The sequence below is a fragment of the Tumebacillus algifaecis genome (genome assembly GCF_002243515.1).
GTDB classification, from domain to species: Bacteria; Bacillota; Bacilli; order Tumebacillales; family Tumebacillaceae; genus Tumebacillus_A; species Tumebacillus_A algifaecis.
Window position 1 is genome coordinate 3409748 of the sequence record NZ_CP022657.1, and the last position, 17141, is coordinate 3426888.

Below are 17141 nucleotides of genomic sequence, written 5' to 3' on the forward strand. Positions count from 1 at the left end.
ACTCCTTACACAAACATCCGCAGAGATTGCACCGGCGACTCGATCTGGAAGCCAAGTCGCGGCTGATTGATGTTGTTGCCGACTTTCAGCAGGTGAGCACGCTCTTGGTAATAGGCGATCACGCGGTCCAACTCTTCCTGATTGACCGCTTGCACCCGATCGAGGATCGCATGTCCGATCACTTCCGGCGGCGCAGTCATCGCCTCGCGCAAGGTGCGCTCACCGTTCTCGTCAACCTGCACCGTCTCTTCCCACGGCATGCGGTGCGCCTGATCGAGATAGCCGATCATCTCCGGGCACAGGCCAGCCTGCTGCGTAAAGCCGATCGCAAACGAGAACAACGTGATATTCGGGTTGTGCGCGATCCGCGGTGAGATCATGTCCACTTCATTTGTCCAAGACGCCACCACAAGCCCCTTGGCGTCCGTTTCCAACGCCTGCGGATTGGCGAGCTGCACGCCGAGCATTTCTGACAGCGCGAACGCGATCGGCGCGGCAGTCATGCTGGTCGGGACGATATAATCAAACTTCGTAAAACCGGGCACTTCCTGCACCATCCGACGGAACGTTTCCAGCACGATCGCCACATTCAAGAATCCGTAGTTGATAAACACGTAACGTCCGTTCAATTCGCTCTGCTTTTCCAAATCCTCATCGGACAGGCGCAACAGCGGTGTGCCGTACTGCACAAAATGCCAATCGCGCACATTGTTTTCCTGCGGCGGGAACGCTTCGTACCGCTCCAGCATCCCTTTGAGAATGTTCAAGGTGACCGGCTCCTGAGCCGCCTTTTGATACTCCTCCTCGATAAAAGGCACGACCGATTTTGTCGTCGCCACATCGCCCAGCATCATGCTGATATAGCCCACATAAAACGCCGTGTTCGGCGACGGTGCCAACTCGTGAGCATGTTTGAAGTGCTCAAGCGCCTCGGCCAGATGGAACTCCTTCATCAAGCAATAGCCGAGTTCAAAGATCGCATTGGCAGCCATCGGCACCAATTCGATCACGCGGGACAGCGGGTTGAGCGCCGGGCCAAACTGCTGATCTCCCATCATCGCATGCGCCGCTTTATAAAACGCTTCCGGATCGCCCGGATTCATCACGCAGTTTTCAAACACTTCGGCCGCCTGATCCAGTTCCAGCATCCGCAAAACGAACGCATAGCGCTGGTAGATCCGAATATCGAACAGATCGGAGCGCATCGCCGAATTCAACACATCCTGCGCTTTGCCATACTGTTCGTCCGCCATCAAATCTTCTATGTAACGCAACATCTCATCAATCTGCTGCTTGCCCAGATCAAGCTTCTCTTGTTCAGACATGGTAGTATCCCCTTTTCCTCACCGATCGGTCAACTGCTATTGTACCATGAAAAAAAGACGCCCCGCAAAGGACGTCTTCGATTTGCTGATAAAAGCCTACTCGCTGCAAAAGCCTAATCGATCTTGAGAACCGCCATGAACGCCTCTTGGGGCACCTCAACGGAGCCGACCTGTTTCATGCGCTTCTTCCCTTCTTTTTGCTTCTCCAAGAGCTTGCGTTTACGCGAGATGTCGCCGCCATAACACTTGGCGAGAACGTTCTTGCGAATCGCTTTGATCGTTTCACGGGCAATCACCTTTTGCCCGATCGCAGCTTGGATCGGCACTTCGAACATCTGACGCGGAATCAGCTCTTTCAGCTTCTCGCACAGCGAGCGACCGCGGCCATACGCTTTATCCCTATGCACGATGATCGACAGCGCGTCGATCGATTCGCCGTTCAACAGTACGTCCATCTTCACCAGTTGGGATTCACGGTAGCCGATCAGTTCATAGTCGAACGAAGCGTAGCCTTTGGTGCTCGACTTCAAGCGGTCGAAGAAGTCATAGACGATCTCGGTCAGCGGAATCTCATACACCAGCGTCACGCGCGTTTGATCGAGATAGGTCATGTCGATAAAGTGCCCGCGCTTCTCTTGGCAGAGTTCCATGACCGTCCCGACAAAGTCTTTCGGCACGATGATCGATGCTTTTACATACGGCTCTTCGATGCGCTCGATGCGACCGACCTCGGGCATCTTCGACGGGTTGTCGATGTCGATCTTCTCCCCATTTGTCGTGTACACATGGTAGACAACGGACGGCGCGGTGGTGATCAGGGTCAAGTCAAACTCGCGCTCCAAGCGCTCTTGAATGACTTCCATGTGCAACAAGCCCAGGAAGCCGCAACGGAAACCGAAGCCAAGCGCTGTCGAGGTTTCCGGCTCATATTTGAGCGCCGCGTCGTTCAATTCCATCTTCTCCAGCGCGTCGCGCAAGTCGTTATAATCGGCCGTATCGACCGGATATAGACCGCAGAACACCATCGGGTTGATCCCGCGATAGCCGGGCAGCGCTTCCTTGGCCGGTTCTTCGACCAGCGTTACCGTATCACCGACGCGCGTGTCGCGCACGTTTTTGATCGAGGCGTGGAAATATCCGACATCGCCGACCATCAGCCGATCCACTGGAGTTGCTTTTGGAGACAGCATCCCGCACTCCACCACTTCGTACTCCGCTCCGGTCGCCATCATCCGCACTTTCATGCCTGCTTTCAGCGAGCCGTTCATGATGCGGATCTGTACGATTACCCCTTTGTACGGGTCAAAATGCGAGTCAAAGATCAACGCTTGCAACGGTTCGTCCGGATCGCCTTGCGGAGCTGGCACTTTGGACACAATCTGCTCCAAAATTTCGCCGATGCCGATGCCCGATTTTGCAGAGGCGAGCACCGCATCGGAAGCGTCCAGCCCGATCACATCTTCGATCTCCTGTTTGACGCGGTCAGGCTCTGCAGAAGGCAGGTCGATCTTGTTGACGACCGGCACGATTTCCAAGTCGTTATCCAACGCTAAGTAGACGTTGGCCAGCGTCTGTGCTTCAATCCCCTGTGCGGCATCGACAACGAGCAGCGCGCCTTCACAAGCGGCCAATGAACGCGACACCTCATAGGTGAAATCGACATGGCCCGGCGTATCGATCAGATGCAGGATGTACTCTTCCCCATTCTGAGCCTTATAGTTCAAGCGGACCGATTGCAACTTGATCGTAATGCCTCGCTCCCGTTCGATGTCCATGTTATCGAGCAATTGGTCTTGCTTCTCACGCGACGTGATCGCTCCGGTATATTCCAAAATACGGTCAGCCAGCGTTGACTTCCCGTGGTCGATATGTGCAATAATCGAGAAATTGCGGATTTTCTCCTGGCGTTTCTTCGCGTCCATCAAGTGCACTCCTTCATTCGTCAAGCATACTGCCCATTATTATACTTTATAATGTCCATGAGTTCCACTCTGTTTACTTATGGTTATCTATTGGCGGATAAGGGCGGTGCAATTACCTGTGTAGCAGTCGGGTACTTGCATCGCATTCGTTACATTGACTTGACATAATAGGCGTCCAATGTTTATCTCCAGGACTCTCCAATTTCAATATTCCTCCATACTCAGGAAGCATTCCATCCAAATGGATCATCGAACCGTAAGTAACGAATTCCTCTGTCTTCCACAGGTTTCCCGTCCTTCCAATAAAGTTGCCAAGTTTCTTGGAAAGCTGACGGTTGACGCCGCATTTCAGATTCTTCACAAACAACCAATCCATACAAGTTCAAAAGCACACTGGCATGTGTGAGCGCCTTTATTTCATGATGATTTAGTTTTGGCTCGATCGATACTCTACTTAGGACGATTGCAATTCCGCACGGTACATAATCTGTGGTTTCCGGATTCCAGAGTGCGTCTTCAAATTCTTCTCTGATTCTCGTGAATTCAAGGGTTAGTAGTTTTCTATCTTGATCTGCAAGAGTCAACGTATGTTTCAGTATTGCTAAATCCACGTTGTCTGATTCGGTAAACTCGATACAATTTACCAAAAAGCAAATATTGGAAAAATCATATGCATATTCATTCACCAAAAACTCACAAGATGCTTCTAACCTCTTTTGTAAAAGTTGCTGTTGTTCCATTTCCCATTGCGTAAAGCGAGAATGTATCATATCTGAACACCTCGTGTTTATTATTTATTTGTATGGAACTACAGATATATTGCCTTTTGTATCCTGTAGAAGACCTCGATTGTCCCTTGCTGCATTGAAATTAGAAGTATACCCACCTGTGCTCATCAAGTATTTCATATTTTGTGATCTGACTGGATATGTCTGAATATCAAATTGCCCTTTGTATCGATTATACTCAATTTCACGGTTTTTCAAGTATTGAGGTGTGAAATGGGCGTGGAAAACCTTCTGATCATTCTTCGATGAAATAATAAAAATTGAATATCCCGCTAAATCGAGCGTCTCATTCCGATAATTCGGGTCCTCTGTTAAAAAACCAGAAAGACCAGCAATGTTATTCCCCAGATGTCTGTTTACTGTAGAGTTCAATGTTGAATTTATATCAATTACATACATAGTATTGCCCGGAAACACACTAGAGCTAAATGCTCGATAGTTGTTTTCATTTGAATAATTTTTGATTCGGTTATGAAGTTCTTGAACAACTTCTTTTGCAATGTGTTTTGCGGCTGAATCTTTAACATGAGTTGCGCCAATGTACTCAGGGAAGGTTGAAGAGTATTCTGTGGTTGAAGTCAATGTGTATTGAGATGTAGATGCAGAGTGTTTATCGTTTACTGCTCCTTGGAAAAGGCTTTGCGCACTAGAGCCAACGTACCAACCTAAAGCTACAGCAAAAATCGAATTAATAACAGTAGAAGTAAATGCAGAAGCTGCAACAGGAGCTAATAGTAACGGCAAGACATCTGGTTCAATTACCCCTTCTGGATTAACACCAGTTCCTGATTCAACAATCGGAACAATCTCAGTTTCCTGCACCGCACTTGGCACATTATTAGCAGAGGCATGAATCGGTTGTGTGGCCAACAGGAAAACCATTAAAAACGAGAGTGCAATCGACCAAAAAGTTTTAAATTTTTTCGTCATTTTCAATCCTCTTCTTTCTGTTTTTTGAATAAAGTTAACTAATTATATTTTTTATTTTACCCAAATGCAACATCATCGTGGTACCCCAAATATGTATTTACGCAGAGAACAATTTCCCTCATAGCACATCATTGATTTCTAATCATGAATCATATTACCTCTCAGATAATTTAGAATGCCCAATAATTCCACACTGTCACTTCACATAAAAAAGACCTCGTCTCCGAGGTCTCACGCACACTTTTCCACTTCCCCCACAGCTAAAAATATGAAACCCAGTTCTCAACATTGATCTTCAAGTTTGCCAATCTACTGCAACACCCATTCCTGAAGTTTCCCGAGCGCCGATTTCGCCCTCGCTTGCATCCAAGTACCGATGTTCATCGACACTTCGTCCACCGTGTCGGCGACCGCACTTTTGCGCCCTTCCAGCGAATGGCTCAATTCATCGGACCACGGCAGCTTCGTACCGGATACATGTTTGCCCAAGATCTTCAGATCGACCTCCCCGTCGGTCGTGCTTTGAACGGCCAGCGCTTTCGGATCATCCGTACCGACGAGCGAGTTGACGCCCTTTTCGGCCGTCGCGATGCCAAACAGCACCATCAGAGCGAGCAACACCAAGAGCACCCCGTACAACGCCGTTTGTTCGATCGCATTTTTCAACACGCGCACCACGCCTCCCTTGGTACATCAGTATCCCCAGCCCAAACATTCGGCTATACCTTACTTTTCCGTCGGTACTCCCTGCACTTTCGCGTTAGACTCCGCATCTTGCAACTCTTTGAGATACGCCGCTGTCACTTTGGCGATCGCCTTCGACGTGCGCTCCACTTCGGCGAGCGTATTGAACGGTCCGCCGATTTCGATCAGCACCATGTTCGGGTTGAGATCTTGGTTGTAGCGCGTATCAAAATTGGCATTGTACGGGCGCGACCAGACTCCGCGCGACAGCCCTGGATACATTTTTTTCATATACCCGTCCAACTTGGTGGCCACTTCCGCATTCTTCGGATAGGAAGGGTTACCACCGCCAATAATCCAGTAAACGGCTGCGTAATCTTCTCCGTTCACCTTGCGCGTCGTCACATCACGCTCGCCCGAATCGCGGTGAATGTCATAAATCAGTTTGAGCTCTTTCTGCTCTTGCAACACTTTCTCCACCGTCGGGCGTGAAAAATCGTACGCTTCCGGGTACGGAAACTGCCAATAGTCAGTTGTGGTCTGCATGCCTGGAGTCCCACCGTTCTCAAGCTCAGCCAACAGCCATTTGCCCGCTTGCTCAATATTTTTTTTGTCATCGTACGCTTGATCGGCCAGCGTCTTCCCGATGTCTGGCAAGAACGACTCCCGATTGTGCGTGTGGTACACATACACCTGCGGCTTGTCACTTTTCACCGGGTCCACTTTTTCGCGCGGCTTCGGGTTTAAGTTCGGTGGCAGTTCGCCAAATTCATGATCGGTCGGCGGCGTATCATACTCGGGATCGGGCGTCAAAAGTTTAAAGTCGGCCACGGCCATCCCCGGAATCTGATACCCGAGCAGTGTCAATGGATTGGACGTGTCAAGATCGGTAAACACGTACAGCAACATGCTGGCGATCCCCTTTGGATACGGGCTCGCTTCTGCCGCCTTCGCCGCCGGAGCGCTTGCCGCATACATCGGAAGCTCCTGTGACAACATCGTCCCCAATGAATGACCGGATATGCTGTGTAGAATCCGCCCGGCGATGCTCTTTTGCCCGCCTCCGGTGATCAACTGTACCGACAAGATTCCGGTGATCACCGCAAAGGCTGCGACGGCCAGCATCATCGTCACAATCGTAGTACGGGCCTTATGCCCCGAAAAATTTAACGTATAGTAGCGAAAGCGTCGCTTGCGCTCCTCATTGTGTTTCACACCCGACCGACCTCCTCTGCGTCGTTCTCATACCTCAACTCTATGAACCCGATTTGCTAGATATGACAACCTTGCTCGACCGGAAAAATAAAAAAAGCCCCACTCGACGATCCGAGCAAGGGCTTTGAAGCGGAATTGACCGCCTCGCCTACCTATCATTCAACGAAACCTCACTTATACATGGACCACAATGCTCCCATAATAAGCTTCAGCCTCCGCACCGACAAAAACATCCAATCTCCAGACACCCTTTTGCGGCAATTTTACGAGCGAAGGCGCGTGAGCAACCGCTCCGTTCAGTTCGCCACCAAGCGGGCCTGCAAACACATCCACTTTCTCACCCGTCTCCTTCTGCACGCCAATCACCTTAAAAGAACCCCGTACCACCTCAGGCTCTTCCCAGAAGTGCCACATCAGTTTTTGCCCTTCCGCTGTGAACGTCGCATCGATAAAAGCGACCTTCCCTTCGATTCCACGCATTCTATAGTCACCCACCATAAACGTGGGACTTTCCATCCAAGCATCGTTGTCAGTCACCGTGGCCTGTGGCTCCTTGAGGCCCAATTCCTCATCGAAGCATCCGCTCAGCACCACAGCAAAAGCGAGTGCCACTACCATTTTTCTCATTTCTTACACCTCCTGCTCTATGTGACGCATCGCAGCAGAAGGCGGTTACACCTAATGGGTAAACAAACTCGCATCCTCCATCGTGATCGCATCATGCAATGCAACATTCAGCCCGTTGGCGAGCACGTTGGCGATGTCCTCAACGAACGTATCGACTTCCTTTGGCGTGACCATCAGATTCTGCCCCAGCGGATGGAGGAGTTCGAAGATCAACTGCTTCTTCTCCGCCTCATCAAATCCGGTCAGCAGCTTGGTCATCCCATTGCCCGGCACATCGCGCTCCAAACGCTCCACCAACAGATCCATCGCATCTGACGTGATCGTCACCGCATCAACCACCGTCGGTACCCCTACGGCGACCACCGGCACCCCGAGCGACTTTTTATTCAAGCCCTTCCGCTTGTTCCCCACCCCGGCCCCTGGTGAGATCCCCACATCGGCTACCTGAATCGTCGTGTTCACCCGTTCGAGGGAGCGCGCAGCCAATGCGTCCACCGCAATCACCAGATCGGGCTTCACCTTCTTCACAATGCCATGCACAATCTCGCTCGTCTCAATCCCTGTAATCCCCAAAACCCCCGGCGCGACCGCCGCTACAGACCGATACCCGCCGTCCTCCACCAATTCTGGCAACTGATCGAACAAATGCCTCGTCACAAACAAATTATCGCAAACCAAAGGTCCTAACGAATCGGGGGTCACCTTCCGATTCCCCAGACCGATCACCAAAACGGTGGCCTCCTCTGGCAGTTGCACAAACATCTTCAACTCCTCAGCAAACAGCTCCGCCACCCGCTTTTGCAAATCAGGGTCCTTGTAGCGCAGACCTGGCACTTCAAAGGTCAAGTAATTGCCGACCATCTTGCCCATGATGTTCGACCCGACCTCATTTTCAATCGTCAGTCGAGTCACCGTAATGCCCTCCAGCTCTTGCGAAGAGGTCTTGACCCCCGGAATGTTCCCACCATGCTGGGCTGAAAAAATCTGATGCGCCTCTAGTGCCAAGTCGGTACTTACGCTGTACGAATTCCAATCGATCTCCGTCTGCTCATCCTTCTGCTCCCGCTTCCCAAACCGAAACTCCTTCGCCATAAATGTCACCCCGATCTTTTCAAATTCGAGTCAACAGCCTTTCTGCTTAGCGTTACAATTCTTCAGCAAAAATATGCGAACGGCCACATAGGTTGCATTCTAGCAGTCCTCATGATAAAATATCACTTGTCCTTTTTGTGGATATTGCACTCGATATGGAGGTGAAATAGATGCCGAACATTAAGTCCGCTGTAAAGCGTGTAAAGACCACCAGCAACCGCACTCTGCGTAACGCTGCTGCGAAGTCTGCTCTCCGTACTTCCATCAAGAAGTTCGAAGCAGCTCTGGCTTCCAACGATACGAACACCGCTTCTTTCTTGAAGCAAGCTCTGCGTTCCTTGGACAAGGCTGTAACTAAAGGTCTGGTTCACAAGAACACTGCTGCTCGTAAGAAGTCCCGCCTGACCAAGAAGTTCAACAAAGCGAACATCGCGTAATGGCGTACCGATAGTGAGGCTTTATCGCTTTGGCGCCAAAGCAGTGAGGCTTCTACTTGAATCAAGAAAACGACCCTTTCATGAGGAAGGGTCGTTTTTTTATTGGTTCGAACGGTTGCGCTCCTGCTGCTCGTTCAACATCTGCATCTGTGCGAGGGCGATCATCTTCTTCACCATCTGCCCGCCGATCGGGCCGCCCACCTTGCCCGCTTCGCGCGCGGTGAGCTCTCCATTATCCCCATCCGTCTGCAAGGCAATCCCTTGACGCTGTGCCGACTCATATTTCGCCTGCTCCGGCGTCATCGTCTGCATCACATCCGCCTTTAGCTGATCCAAGGCATTACGGGCTTCTGGCACCAACAACCGCCTGCGTTTGCGACGTGCCATCAGGCGTCACCTCCACCCGTAGTATCCCCGTTCGCCAAGCTTTAACTCACCTTTTGCGGCATGGAGAGCAAAAACATTTCCAATGCGGTCCGATCATTCAATTGACCTGTCTTGATCTTGTAATCGATCTCTGCCAAGTCTTTCAACAGCTGCTCCAGCACTTTCACCGAAAATCGATTGCCTTGCTCCTTGGCCACTTTCGCCGCATATGGATGCGCTCCGACCTGCTGCGCGATCTGCTGAAGTGAATAGCCGCGCCCGCTTTGCACTTTGACCTGATACATCAGCCGCACTTGACGCGTGATCATAAACAGCAGTTTGATCGGCTCCTCTTTGTTCTTCAACAGATCGTACATCATCCGCATCGCCTTCTCGATCCGCACGCGCACCACTTCATCGATGAACACAAAAATATTTTGTTCCATCGTCCGCGTCGCCACCGCATCTACAGACGCCTCATCGATCGTCCCGCCCGCTCCTGCATACAGCGCGAGTTTTTCAATCTCACTGCGCAACAGCCGCAGATTCGTCCCCACCGACAGGATCAAACGCCCCACACCGTCCGATGTGATCTGCACGCCCTGACGGCGCACCTCCGCTCCGATCCAGTCCCGGCACTCCTGCTCTTTCAACGCTGTAAACTGCACCACACTGGCGCTCTTCTGCGCCGCCTTCGTCAGCTTCTTTCTCTCATCCAGCTTTTCTGTAGGCACCGTCAAAATCAGCGTCGTATAGGGCGCTGGATTGTCCAAATAGCGCTGTAGCACATCCGGATCATGATCCACCCGCGGCGACTTGCCCGACGTAAAAGCTACACAATTCTGGACATGAACCACCTTGTGCTCCGACATAAACGGAATCGTCTCCGCTTCCTGCACAGCGAGCTGAATCGGCGTCTCATCATAATGAATCCTCGTAAAAGAGAAGTCATCCGCCCCGCCTGGCAGTGCCTGTTGCTGAATCTTATCCACCAGATCATCGATCAAAAGCGTCTCGGTCCCGTAGAGCAGATAGACCCCGCGCACGACACCCTTTTGAAGTTCATTCAGCACATCTCGTAAACTGAGCGCGGACATCCCACTCCTCCTCTCACATCTTCCACTAGAAGCATTGTAAGAGAAGAGGACAACGCCCGTCAAACCACGCACCTGCTAGCCAGCAGGCACTGACAACCCCAATTCCTTGAGCATCGCCTGCTTCAGCCCGACCAATTCCTGCTCATCCTGCGCCTCAAAATAGATCCGCACCAACGGCTCCGTCCCCGATGGTCGCACCAGTACCCACGCCCCCGATAGAAAAGTCAGTTTCACGCCATCGATCACGATTTTCTCCTTTACAACCCAAGCCCCCACTTGCGGATGGCTCCATTGCTTCATCACCGCGAGCACAGCCGCCTTCTGTTCCTCCGTCAAATGAACGTCTACGCGCTCATTCACCATCGCCCCATGCTTGGCCACAAGCTCTGCCAGCAATTGCTTAGGCGGGCGACCAGAGCCCGCCACAAGCTGTAGCATCAAGAGTCCGACCAGCAACCCGTCTTTTTCCGGCAAATGCTCGGCGACCGACAGCCCACCGCTCTCTTCACCGCCGATGGCAGCCCCGTTCAAGATTTCCTGCCCGATATATTTAAACCCGACCGGTGTCTCCACCACCGCCACCCCATGTGCAGTTGCGATTCGATCGATCAGATGAGTGGTCGCAACCGTTCGCGCCACCTTTTTGACCCCTGTTTGGCGCGTCAACAGCGCATCGGTCAACAAAGCCAGCACCTCATTGGGCGTCACATACTCCCCACTCGGGTCGATCACTCCGAAGCGATCAGCATCTCCGTCCAGCGCCAGTCCCAGATCAGCCCCTTTATCCTTGGTCAGACGGGCCAGCTCTTGCAACCGTTGCGCCGACGGTTCGGGCAGTTCACCGCCAAACAGCGGATCGGGCGAGTTGCGCAGACAGGCTACTACCTCCACGCCCAACTCCTGCAAAATTTGCTCCAAATACCCAATTCCCGCCCCGTGCATCAGGTCGAGCACCACTTTCAACCCGGCCCCACGGATCATCGCGCCATCCACAACCTGTTTTAACATCTCTCCATACCGAACACGCGGAGAGAGGAGCGACACAGTACCTGCCCGCAACGCCCGTGCGTAAGGCATGACATGCACCTCGAGGCTACCGTTTTCGATCTCCCGCACATAGCGTGTGATCTCGTCGGTGATCTCCGGTGTAGCTGGCCCCGCATACTCCGGAATAAACTTGATCCCGTTATACTCGGGCGGATTGTGACTGGCCGTCACCATCATCGCGCCAGCCAGCCCTTGTGACACGATCATCGCCGCCACCGCAGGCGTCGGAGCAGGAGCGTCACACAACAAGACGGAGATGCCATTTCCAGCCAATACCTCTGCCACCCGCTCCGCAAACAGATGGCCTAAAAATCGCTGATCAAACCCGATGATCATCGGCTTCCCGTTTAACCCTCGATCCTTGATATAACAAGCGACCGCCTGTGTGACAATCGCTACATTGGCAAACGTAAATTCCTTGGCGATGACACCGCGCCACCCGTCCGTGCCAAACGTGATCACAGACATCTGCTCGCCTCCCTCACAGTTCTTTCCTTCCTACTGTCACATGTATAGTGACCCAGATTCGAGCGCATGCGTAAAAAATTACGACAGATGAGCAAACTACAAGAACAGGAAAAAAAGACCCGCTTCCAAAGGAAGAGAGCCTGCAAACAGCCTTTCAAACCGCACGGCTCAACGAACCGCTTGCTTCTTTCGTTTGACATGACCGCTTTTACAACATCATGCACAGATCACCGAAGCGAATGAGGTACTTCACTTTTCCAAGCCTGTCAAAGCAAACCGATCTGCAAACTGTTTACTCCTTTCGTTTGAGCTGGCCGCGCTTTTGCTTTACCATGCGCAGACCACCGAGGCGAAAGAGGTACTTCAGCTTCGATGCCTCCTTCAGCAAGGATGCTGACACGCCGACCGCGTTTACGCCTTGCACACGACCGACGCCAAATTCAGGCCCGATCGATGCCAGCGTCCCCCGATTGACAAAGTGGAACGGCTCCAGCGGACGATTGTGCAAACGATTGATCAGGTTGCGCGCCGCCCATTCCCCCATCTGCGCGGCGGCCTGACCTGTTGGTGGAAGCGGGGCACCGTCCGCCCCGGTAAAAGAAGCGGAGTCCCCGACCACAAACACGTTCGCAAAATCGACCGACTGCAAATACGCATCGACCAGCGCCCGCCCCCGCGAGTCGGTGGTCAGACAGGCTTTTTCAAGCAGTGGATTGGCTCGCACACCTCCTGTCCAAATGATCGTTTTCGCTTCGAGCACATCGCCTGTATGCAGTTCGACCCGCTCGTGTCTGACCTTCGTAATCGCCACTCCGGTCAACAGCTTTACACCCTTTTGGCGCAGAGCAGACTCGGCAGCGGCGCGCAGTTCCACGGGCAGCATCGGCAAGATCGTCGGGGCCGCTTCAAGATTCACCACTTCCACCTTCGCAAACGGCACCCCATATTTTCCGGCCAGCTCTGGCAACCAATCGGCCAGCTCGCCGCACAGCTCAACGCCTGTTAGACCTGCACCGCCGACGATGATGCGCAGGTTGCGCTCATCTTGATCCTGATGGTACGTTGCAAATGCCTGCTCAATCTGACGGTTGATCTGCCGCGCCGTCTGTAGCGAACGCAGCAGCAACGCGTGCTCCTGCATGCCGGGAATCCCAAAAAACTCCGGGGCATTGCCCAAGGCGATCACCAAATAGTCATAGTCGATCGGACCGCTTTGGGTGAGCACTCTGTTTTCGTAAGGGCGCAACTCGATTACCAGATCCTTGCGCACGTGCGAAGTATCACGACGCAAAACATCATGTAGATCTACATAATAGGGCTCAAACGCATGGCGCCCACCCGCAGGTTCATGCAGGAGTGTGGTAAAATAATGATAGTCGTGCTTATTGACCAGCGTAAACGGCTGGCCGGCCTGCTCAAGTTCGATGGCCGTCATCATCCCGCCGTACCCGGCACCTAAGACAAGTATCCTGGTCATTTCCATCTACTCCAATCCGTTTGAAACGCCGACGTCTACTTTTTGTTCACTTACAAAAGTAACAGCGATCAACTTTGTGAAAACTTTCACCTATTATCAAGATACACAATGTTGTCACCAAATGTTCCTTTTTTCACAACCAAAATGGGGGAAACGTTATGAAAATCCGCTTAGGCTTTGTCGCAATGTCTGTCCATCTCAAAAACACCTCACCGTCGCAAACGATGACAGTGACCAACTTCCAAAAATTTATCGACCGTGAAGCTGGCCTTCGCAAACTGACTCGCATTGGAGCGTCCAACCTCCAAAACTCACTGCGCGTGCTGCGCCATGCTCATGCACACGGTCTCCACGTCTATCGCTTCACTTCCAAACTGATCCCTCTGCTCGGCCACGAATTGACAGCCGACTGGGACTTCTTTGGCAAAATGCTGCCCGAATTCGAAGAAGTCGGCACCTATATCAAACAAAAGCAGATGCGGGTCAGCTTCCACCCGGATCATTTCACCTTGATCAATTCCAAGTCGGAAGAGGTGATCGAAAAATCCATCCTCGATCTGGAGCGACACGTGCACATCTTCGAACTGATGGGCCTGGACGAACGAGCCAAACTCGTCATGCACGTCGGAGGTAGCTACAAGGATAAAGCGGAGTCGCTCGCCCGATTTGCCGCCAATTGGCCGCGTCTTCCCGAACGTGTCCAAAAGCGGGTCACACTCGAGAACGATGACAAATCATACACGGCTGCCGAGACGCTCTCCCTCTGTGAGCAGCTCAACATCCCGATGGTGTTGGACATCCACCACCATCGTTGCAATCCCGGACATGAAGAGCTCCGCGACCTCTTGCCACGCATCTTCCGCCTCTGGGACGACACAGGTCTCGTGCCCAAAATTCACGTCTCCTCACCAAAAGATGAGGCCAAACCTCTGCACCATGCTGACTACATCGCACCAGAGGATCTGCTCCCTTTCCTCAAACTCGTCCACGAGGTCTGTCCCACCGACCTCGACATCATGGTCGAAGCCAAACAAAAAGATGACGCTGCCATGCGCCTCGCCGACGACCTGTCCCAGATCCCCGGCATGACCCGCATCGACGGCGGCACCTTTACGTATCAGCCCTAATACGAACAACAAAACAGCCGACGCTTTGATGAGCGTCGGCTGCATTTATTTGTGACTAGCTTGCTGTCCTGTCGATTCCAAACCAGAACAGGGAAACATCCGATTTACAACACGATCAAGCCCTGATTTCCCATTTCGGGACATGATCGACAATGGCTATTCATCTCCACCACCGTGTGAAAACAAGTCCGACACGAATTGGTCTCCAACTGGACGGTCACATGATGAATCCCAAACTTCTCTAGCATCACCTGTTGTGCTTCACGAATCACTTGTTCCCCTTCGGCGATCGTGACCACGTCCACTGCCAGATGCACACTCATGAAATGTTGGGTCGGCGTCAAACTCCAAATGTGCAAATCGGTCACCGCCGACACATTTTTAAGCGCCCGCAGTTCCCTCTCCACCTCTTCAGGTTCCACATGCTCAGGCACAAACTCCAGCAAAATGCGAGCCCCTTCCCAAGCCATCTTCGCAGCACCAGCTATGATCACCACACCGACCAACCCGCCAAGCACCGCATCGACCCAAAACCAACCTGTGAAATACATTACCGCAGCACCGACCAAAATCGCCACCGATGCCAGTGCATCTCCCAAAAAATGCAACCAAGCTGACTTCGCATTCATATTATCTCGCTCTTGCCCGAGCAGCCAAGTCAATACCGTATAGATGACCAACCCGACAAACGTCACTCCAAACACCCAAGCACCTTGTACGGCCACCGGATTGAAAAAAGCCTGTACCGCTTCATAGACGATATAAACGCCTACGCCTAGCAATAGCAGATTGGCCGTAAACGCCGTCACGATCTCCGCTCGATACATCCCAAACGACTGTTTGCGCGTGGCAGGCTTCATCGACTGTTTCAAACCCCACCAAGACAGTGCCAACGTAACCAGATCACCGGCCAGATGCCAACCGTCCGAAATCAACGCGAGTGATCCGGTCATATAGCCGCTGACAATTTTTATCAAGAAAACCACGAAGGTCAAGATCATCCCATAGCGAATCAGTTTTGCCGATTTTGCAGATACATGCATTCGAATTCAACCTCCTCATCTCTCACCATTTCTCAAGAACATATTAGCATGATAATTCGAGAAATACCACAAAAACAAAAGATAATACCCATTTTTTCAACTGAAAATGACTCTCATCGTCATTTTCGACCTCTAATTGAATTTGATAATCTTTATCACTTCAAAAACCAACAAGAGCCCTCGAACAAATTCGAGGACTCCTGTTGGAAGATGGATAAGATTAGTCGCAGCGAACAGACGTTGTTTGCACCGGATAGCAGATCGGAACCAGCAAGAAGAACAGAACAAAGATGATCAAAAATACAACAGCCCAGCGAGTGTAAGCACCAAAAGCACCGTACATTCAACAACACTCCTTTAAATTTTGTCTCCCTTGTACACTCCTAGTTAATGCGCGTCCTCGCCAAATCGTAAAGGCTCTTGTCCTGTCCACAGCAAAATGGGCAGCGCAGATGATCTTGACATCGGGCCAGCAATGTGTTTTTATGGAATTAGATATTTAGACACTTTTCTAAATATCGAAAGGAGAGATGCGAATGACCTTAAACCACGCCTTTAAAGCATTGTCCGACCCGACCCGCCGCCAGATTCTCGATCTGTTGAAAAATCGTGACATGACGGCTGGCGAGATCGCCGACCAGTTCCAGATGACCAAGCCAAGCATCTCGCACCATCTCAATCTGCTCAAACAGGCCGATCTGGTGTGGGATGAACGCCAAGGGCAGCATATCTACTATTCCTTAAATACCACCGTGTTTCAGGACGTGCTCAAATGGGTACTTCAATTCTCTTCTGGAAAGGAATGATCCCCTGATGAAAAAACACATTCTCCCGCTTTTATTTATCGTGATCTCCATCGCCGCCAGCATCTGGGTCTACCCGCAGTTGCCCGATCAAGTTCCGACCCACTGGGGTCCGTCTGGAGAAGTCGATGACTACTCCTCCAAAAGCTCGGCCGTCTGGTTCAGCCCGATCCTGATGATCCTCATCTATGCCTTGCTGGTCTTCATGCCGAGAATCGACCCGAAGCGTGCTAATTACCAGCGCTTCTCCTCCACCTTGACACTCGTCAACACTTTGCTGATGTTGATCTTCCTCGGTATCCAAGGGGCGGTCATCTCGCAATGGCTCGGTTACGACTTCAACATGTCTTTGTTTGCACCGCTTTTAGTCGGTGTGCTGTTTCTCGTACTGGGCAACTACATGCCGCGCTTCCAACAAAACTATGCATTTGGGGTCAGAACTCCGTGGACGCTGGCCAACGAAGAAGTCTGGCGCAAAACGCACCACTTTGCCGGCCGCGCCTTTGTCATCTGCGGTGTCCTGCTTTTGCTCAGCCTGCTTCTCCCCAGCTCCTGGCATTTTCCCGCCCTGCTGATCCTCGTCCTTGGCAGTACGCTTTTGATCATCGCCAGCTCCTACTACTTCTATAAAAACCAAGGCGATGTACATTAATGTACATCGCCTTGCCCTCTTCAGAGCTGCTGAATGCGCTC

18 protein-coding genes are annotated in these 17141 nt (G+C 51.8%); 4 read left to right on the forward strand and 14 right to left on the reverse strand.

Annotated features, from left to right (window positions below; genetic code table 11):
• Positions 1–5: 5 nt before the first annotated feature.
• From CIG75_RS14845 to gpr, 8 genes are all read right to left on the reverse strand, one after another.
• Positions 6–1325: a tetratricopeptide repeat protein gene (locus CIG75_RS14845; protein WP_094237341.1), complete on the reverse strand. Its 1320-nt coding sequence runs from the start codon at positions 1323–1325 to the stop codon at positions 6–8.
• A gap of 113 nt (positions 1326–1438) precedes the next feature.
• Positions 1439–3247, reverse strand: a complete 1809-nt coding sequence (gene lepA, locus CIG75_RS14850) for a translation elongation factor 4 (RefSeq protein WP_172844465.1) — start codon at positions 3245–3247, stop codon at positions 1439–1441.
• A 221-nt stretch (positions 3248–3468) separates the two neighbouring features.
• On the reverse strand, positions 3469–4017 hold the full coding sequence (locus CIG75_RS14855; RefSeq protein ID WP_094237343.1) for a hypothetical protein: 549 nt from the start codon (positions 4015–4017) through the stop codon (positions 3469–3471).
• A 24-nt stretch (positions 4018–4041) separates the two neighbouring features.
• Positions 4042–4965, reverse strand: coding sequence for a hypothetical protein (locus tag CIG75_RS14860; protein ID WP_094237344.1), 924 nt, complete (start codon positions 4963–4965; stop codon positions 4042–4044).
• Positions 4966–5274: 309 nt separating this feature from the next.
• Entirely contained in the window at positions 5275–5634 is a 360-nt protein-coding gene (locus CIG75_RS14865; RefSeq protein ID WP_094237345.1) for a DUF3679 domain-containing protein, read from the reverse strand.
• Between the two features lie 57 nt (positions 5635–5691).
• On the reverse strand, positions 5692–6864 hold the full coding sequence (spoIIP, locus tag CIG75_RS14870) for a stage II sporulation protein P (protein WP_094237346.1): 1173 nt from the start codon (positions 6862–6864) through the stop codon (positions 5692–5694).
• A gap of 174 nt (positions 6865–7038) precedes the next feature.
• A complete protein-coding gene (locus tag CIG75_RS14875) occupies positions 7039–7491 on the reverse strand; it encodes a DUF4871 domain-containing protein (RefSeq protein ID WP_094237347.1) in 453 nt (150 codons plus the stop codon).
• Between the two features lie 51 nt (positions 7492–7542).
• On the reverse strand, positions 7543–8583 hold the full coding sequence (gene gpr, locus CIG75_RS14880) for a GPR endopeptidase (protein ID WP_094237348.1): 1041 nt from the start codon (positions 8581–8583) through the stop codon (positions 7543–7545).
• 170 nt (positions 8584–8753) lie between these two features.
• Between gpr and rpsT the strand changes: the two genes are divergently transcribed.
• On the forward strand, positions 8754–9020 hold the full coding sequence (gene rpsT, locus CIG75_RS14885) for a 30S ribosomal protein S20 (protein WP_094237349.1): 267 nt from the start codon (positions 8754–8756) through the stop codon (positions 9018–9020).
• 99 nt (positions 9021–9119) lie between these two features.
• On the opposite strand, the gene CIG75_RS14890 is transcribed toward rpsT, so the two are convergent.
• From CIG75_RS14890 to CIG75_RS14905, 4 genes are all read right to left on the reverse strand, one after another.
• Positions 9120–9407 (reverse strand): alpha/beta-type small acid-soluble spore protein, encoded by a 288-nt coding sequence (locus CIG75_RS14890; protein WP_094237350.1) that lies wholly within the window; start codon positions 9405–9407, stop codon positions 9120–9122.
• A 41-nt stretch (positions 9408–9448) separates the two neighbouring features.
• On the reverse strand, positions 9449–10483 hold the full coding sequence (gene holA / locus CIG75_RS14895; protein WP_094237351.1) for a DNA polymerase III subunit delta: 1035 nt from the start codon (positions 10481–10483) through the stop codon (positions 9449–9451).
• Positions 10484–10558: 75 nt separating this feature from the next.
• Complete coding sequence (locus CIG75_RS14900; protein ID WP_094237352.1) at positions 10559–11998, reverse strand: phosphohexomutase domain-containing protein; 1440 nt, start codon at positions 11996–11998, stop codon at positions 10559–10561.
• A gap of 292 nt (positions 11999–12290) precedes the next feature.
• On the reverse strand, positions 12291–13475 hold the full coding sequence (locus tag CIG75_RS14905; RefSeq protein ID WP_157729574.1) for an NAD(P)/FAD-dependent oxidoreductase: 1185 nt from the start codon (positions 13473–13475) through the stop codon (positions 12291–12293).
• Between the two features lie 158 nt (positions 13476–13633).
• On the opposite strand from CIG75_RS14905, the gene uvsE reads away from it, so the two are divergent.
• Positions 13634–14602 (forward strand): UV DNA damage repair endonuclease UvsE, encoded by a 969-nt coding sequence (gene uvsE / locus CIG75_RS14910; protein ID WP_094237354.1) that lies wholly within the window; start codon positions 13634–13636, stop codon positions 14600–14602.
• Between the two features lie 104 nt (positions 14603–14706).
• On the opposite strand, the gene CIG75_RS14915 is transcribed toward uvsE, so the two are convergent.
• Together CIG75_RS14915 and CIG75_RS21480 are read right to left on the reverse strand one after the other, a co-directional pair.
• Positions 14707–15645 (reverse strand): cation diffusion facilitator family transporter, encoded by a 939-nt coding sequence (locus CIG75_RS14915; RefSeq protein WP_094237355.1) that lies wholly within the window; start codon positions 15643–15645, stop codon positions 14707–14709.
• A 220-nt stretch (positions 15646–15865) separates the two neighbouring features.
• The gene (locus CIG75_RS21480; protein ID WP_265415040.1) at positions 15866–15988 is read right to left on the reverse strand and encodes a hypothetical protein; all 123 of its coding nucleotides are present in this window, start codon (positions 15986–15988) and stop codon (positions 15866–15868) included.
• 193 nt (positions 15989–16181) lie between these two features.
• Here CIG75_RS21480 and CIG75_RS14920 point away from each other — a divergent pair, with 193 nt between their 5' ends.
• Together CIG75_RS14920 and CIG75_RS14925 are read left to right on the forward strand one after the other, a co-directional pair.
• On the forward strand, positions 16182–16451 hold the full coding sequence (locus CIG75_RS14920) for an autorepressor SdpR family transcription factor (protein ID WP_094237356.1): 270 nt from the start codon (positions 16182–16184) through the stop codon (positions 16449–16451).
• Between the two features lie 7 nt (positions 16452–16458).
• Positions 16459–17100 carry an SdpI family protein gene (locus tag CIG75_RS14925; RefSeq protein WP_094237357.1) on the forward strand — a complete coding sequence of 214 codons (642 nt, stop codon included), beginning with the start codon at positions 16459–16461 and terminating at the stop codon, positions 17098–17100.
• Positions 17101–17141 lie beyond the last annotated feature (41 nt).

What these genes read in the sequence shown, in the direction of transcription:
- uvsE (WP_094237354.1), top strand. Translation starts at nt 13,634, where the DNA reads ATGAAAATCCGCTTAGGCTTTGTCGCAATGTCTGTCCATCTCAAAAAC.
- CIG75_RS14900 (WP_094237352.1), bottom strand. Translation starts at nt 11,998, where the DNA reads ATGTCTGTGATCACGTTTGGCACGGACGGGTGGCGCGGTGTCATCGCC.
- CIG75_RS21480 (WP_265415040.1), bottom strand. Translation starts at nt 15,988, where the DNA reads ATGTACGGTGCTTTTGGTGCTTACACTCGCTGGGCTGTTGTATTTTTG.
- rpsT (WP_094237349.1), top strand. Translation starts at nt 8,754, where the DNA reads ATGCCGAACATTAAGTCCGCTGTAAAGCGTGTAAAGACCACCAGCAAC.
- gpr (WP_094237348.1), bottom strand. Translation starts at nt 8,583, where the DNA reads ATGGCGAAGGAGTTTCGGTTTGGGAAGCGGGAGCAGAAGGATGAGCAG.
- CIG75_RS14915 (WP_094237355.1), bottom strand. Translation starts at nt 15,645, where the DNA reads ATGCATGTATCTGCAAAATCGGCAAAACTGATTCGCTATGGGATGATC.
- CIG75_RS14855 (WP_094237343.1), bottom strand. Translation starts at nt 4,017, where the DNA reads ATGATACATTCTCGCTTTACGCAATGGGAAATGGAACAACAGCAACTT.
- CIG75_RS14925 (WP_094237357.1), top strand. Translation starts at nt 16,459, where the DNA reads ATGAAAAAACACATTCTCCCGCTTTTATTTATCGTGATCTCCATCGCC.
- CIG75_RS14875 (WP_094237347.1), bottom strand. Translation starts at nt 7,491, where the DNA reads ATGAGAAAAATGGTAGTGGCACTCGCTTTTGCTGTGGTGCTGAGCGGA.
- holA (WP_094237351.1), bottom strand. Translation starts at nt 10,483, where the DNA reads ATGTCCGCGCTCAGTTTACGAGATGTGCTGAATGAACTTCAAAAGGGT.
- CIG75_RS14845 (WP_094237341.1), bottom strand. Translation starts at nt 1,325, where the DNA reads ATGTCTGAACAAGAGAAGCTTGATCTGGGCAAGCAGCAGATTGATGAG.
- CIG75_RS14860 (WP_094237344.1), bottom strand. Translation starts at nt 4,965, where the DNA reads ATGACGAAAAAATTTAAAACTTTTTGGTCGATTGCACTCTCGTTTTTA.
- CIG75_RS14905 (WP_157729574.1), bottom strand. Translation starts at nt 13,475, where the DNA reads ATGACCAGGATACTTGTCTTAGGTGCCGGGTACGGCGGGATGATGACG.
- CIG75_RS14920 (WP_094237356.1), top strand. Translation starts at nt 16,182, where the DNA reads ATGACCTTAAACCACGCCTTTAAAGCATTGTCCGACCCGACCCGCCGC.
- lepA (WP_172844465.1), bottom strand. Translation starts at nt 3,247, where the DNA reads ATGGACGCGAAGAAACGCCAGGAGAAAATCCGCAATTTCTCGATTATT.
- CIG75_RS14890 (WP_094237350.1), bottom strand. Translation starts at nt 9,407, where the DNA reads ATGGCACGTCGCAAACGCAGGCGGTTGTTGGTGCCAGAAGCCCGTAAT.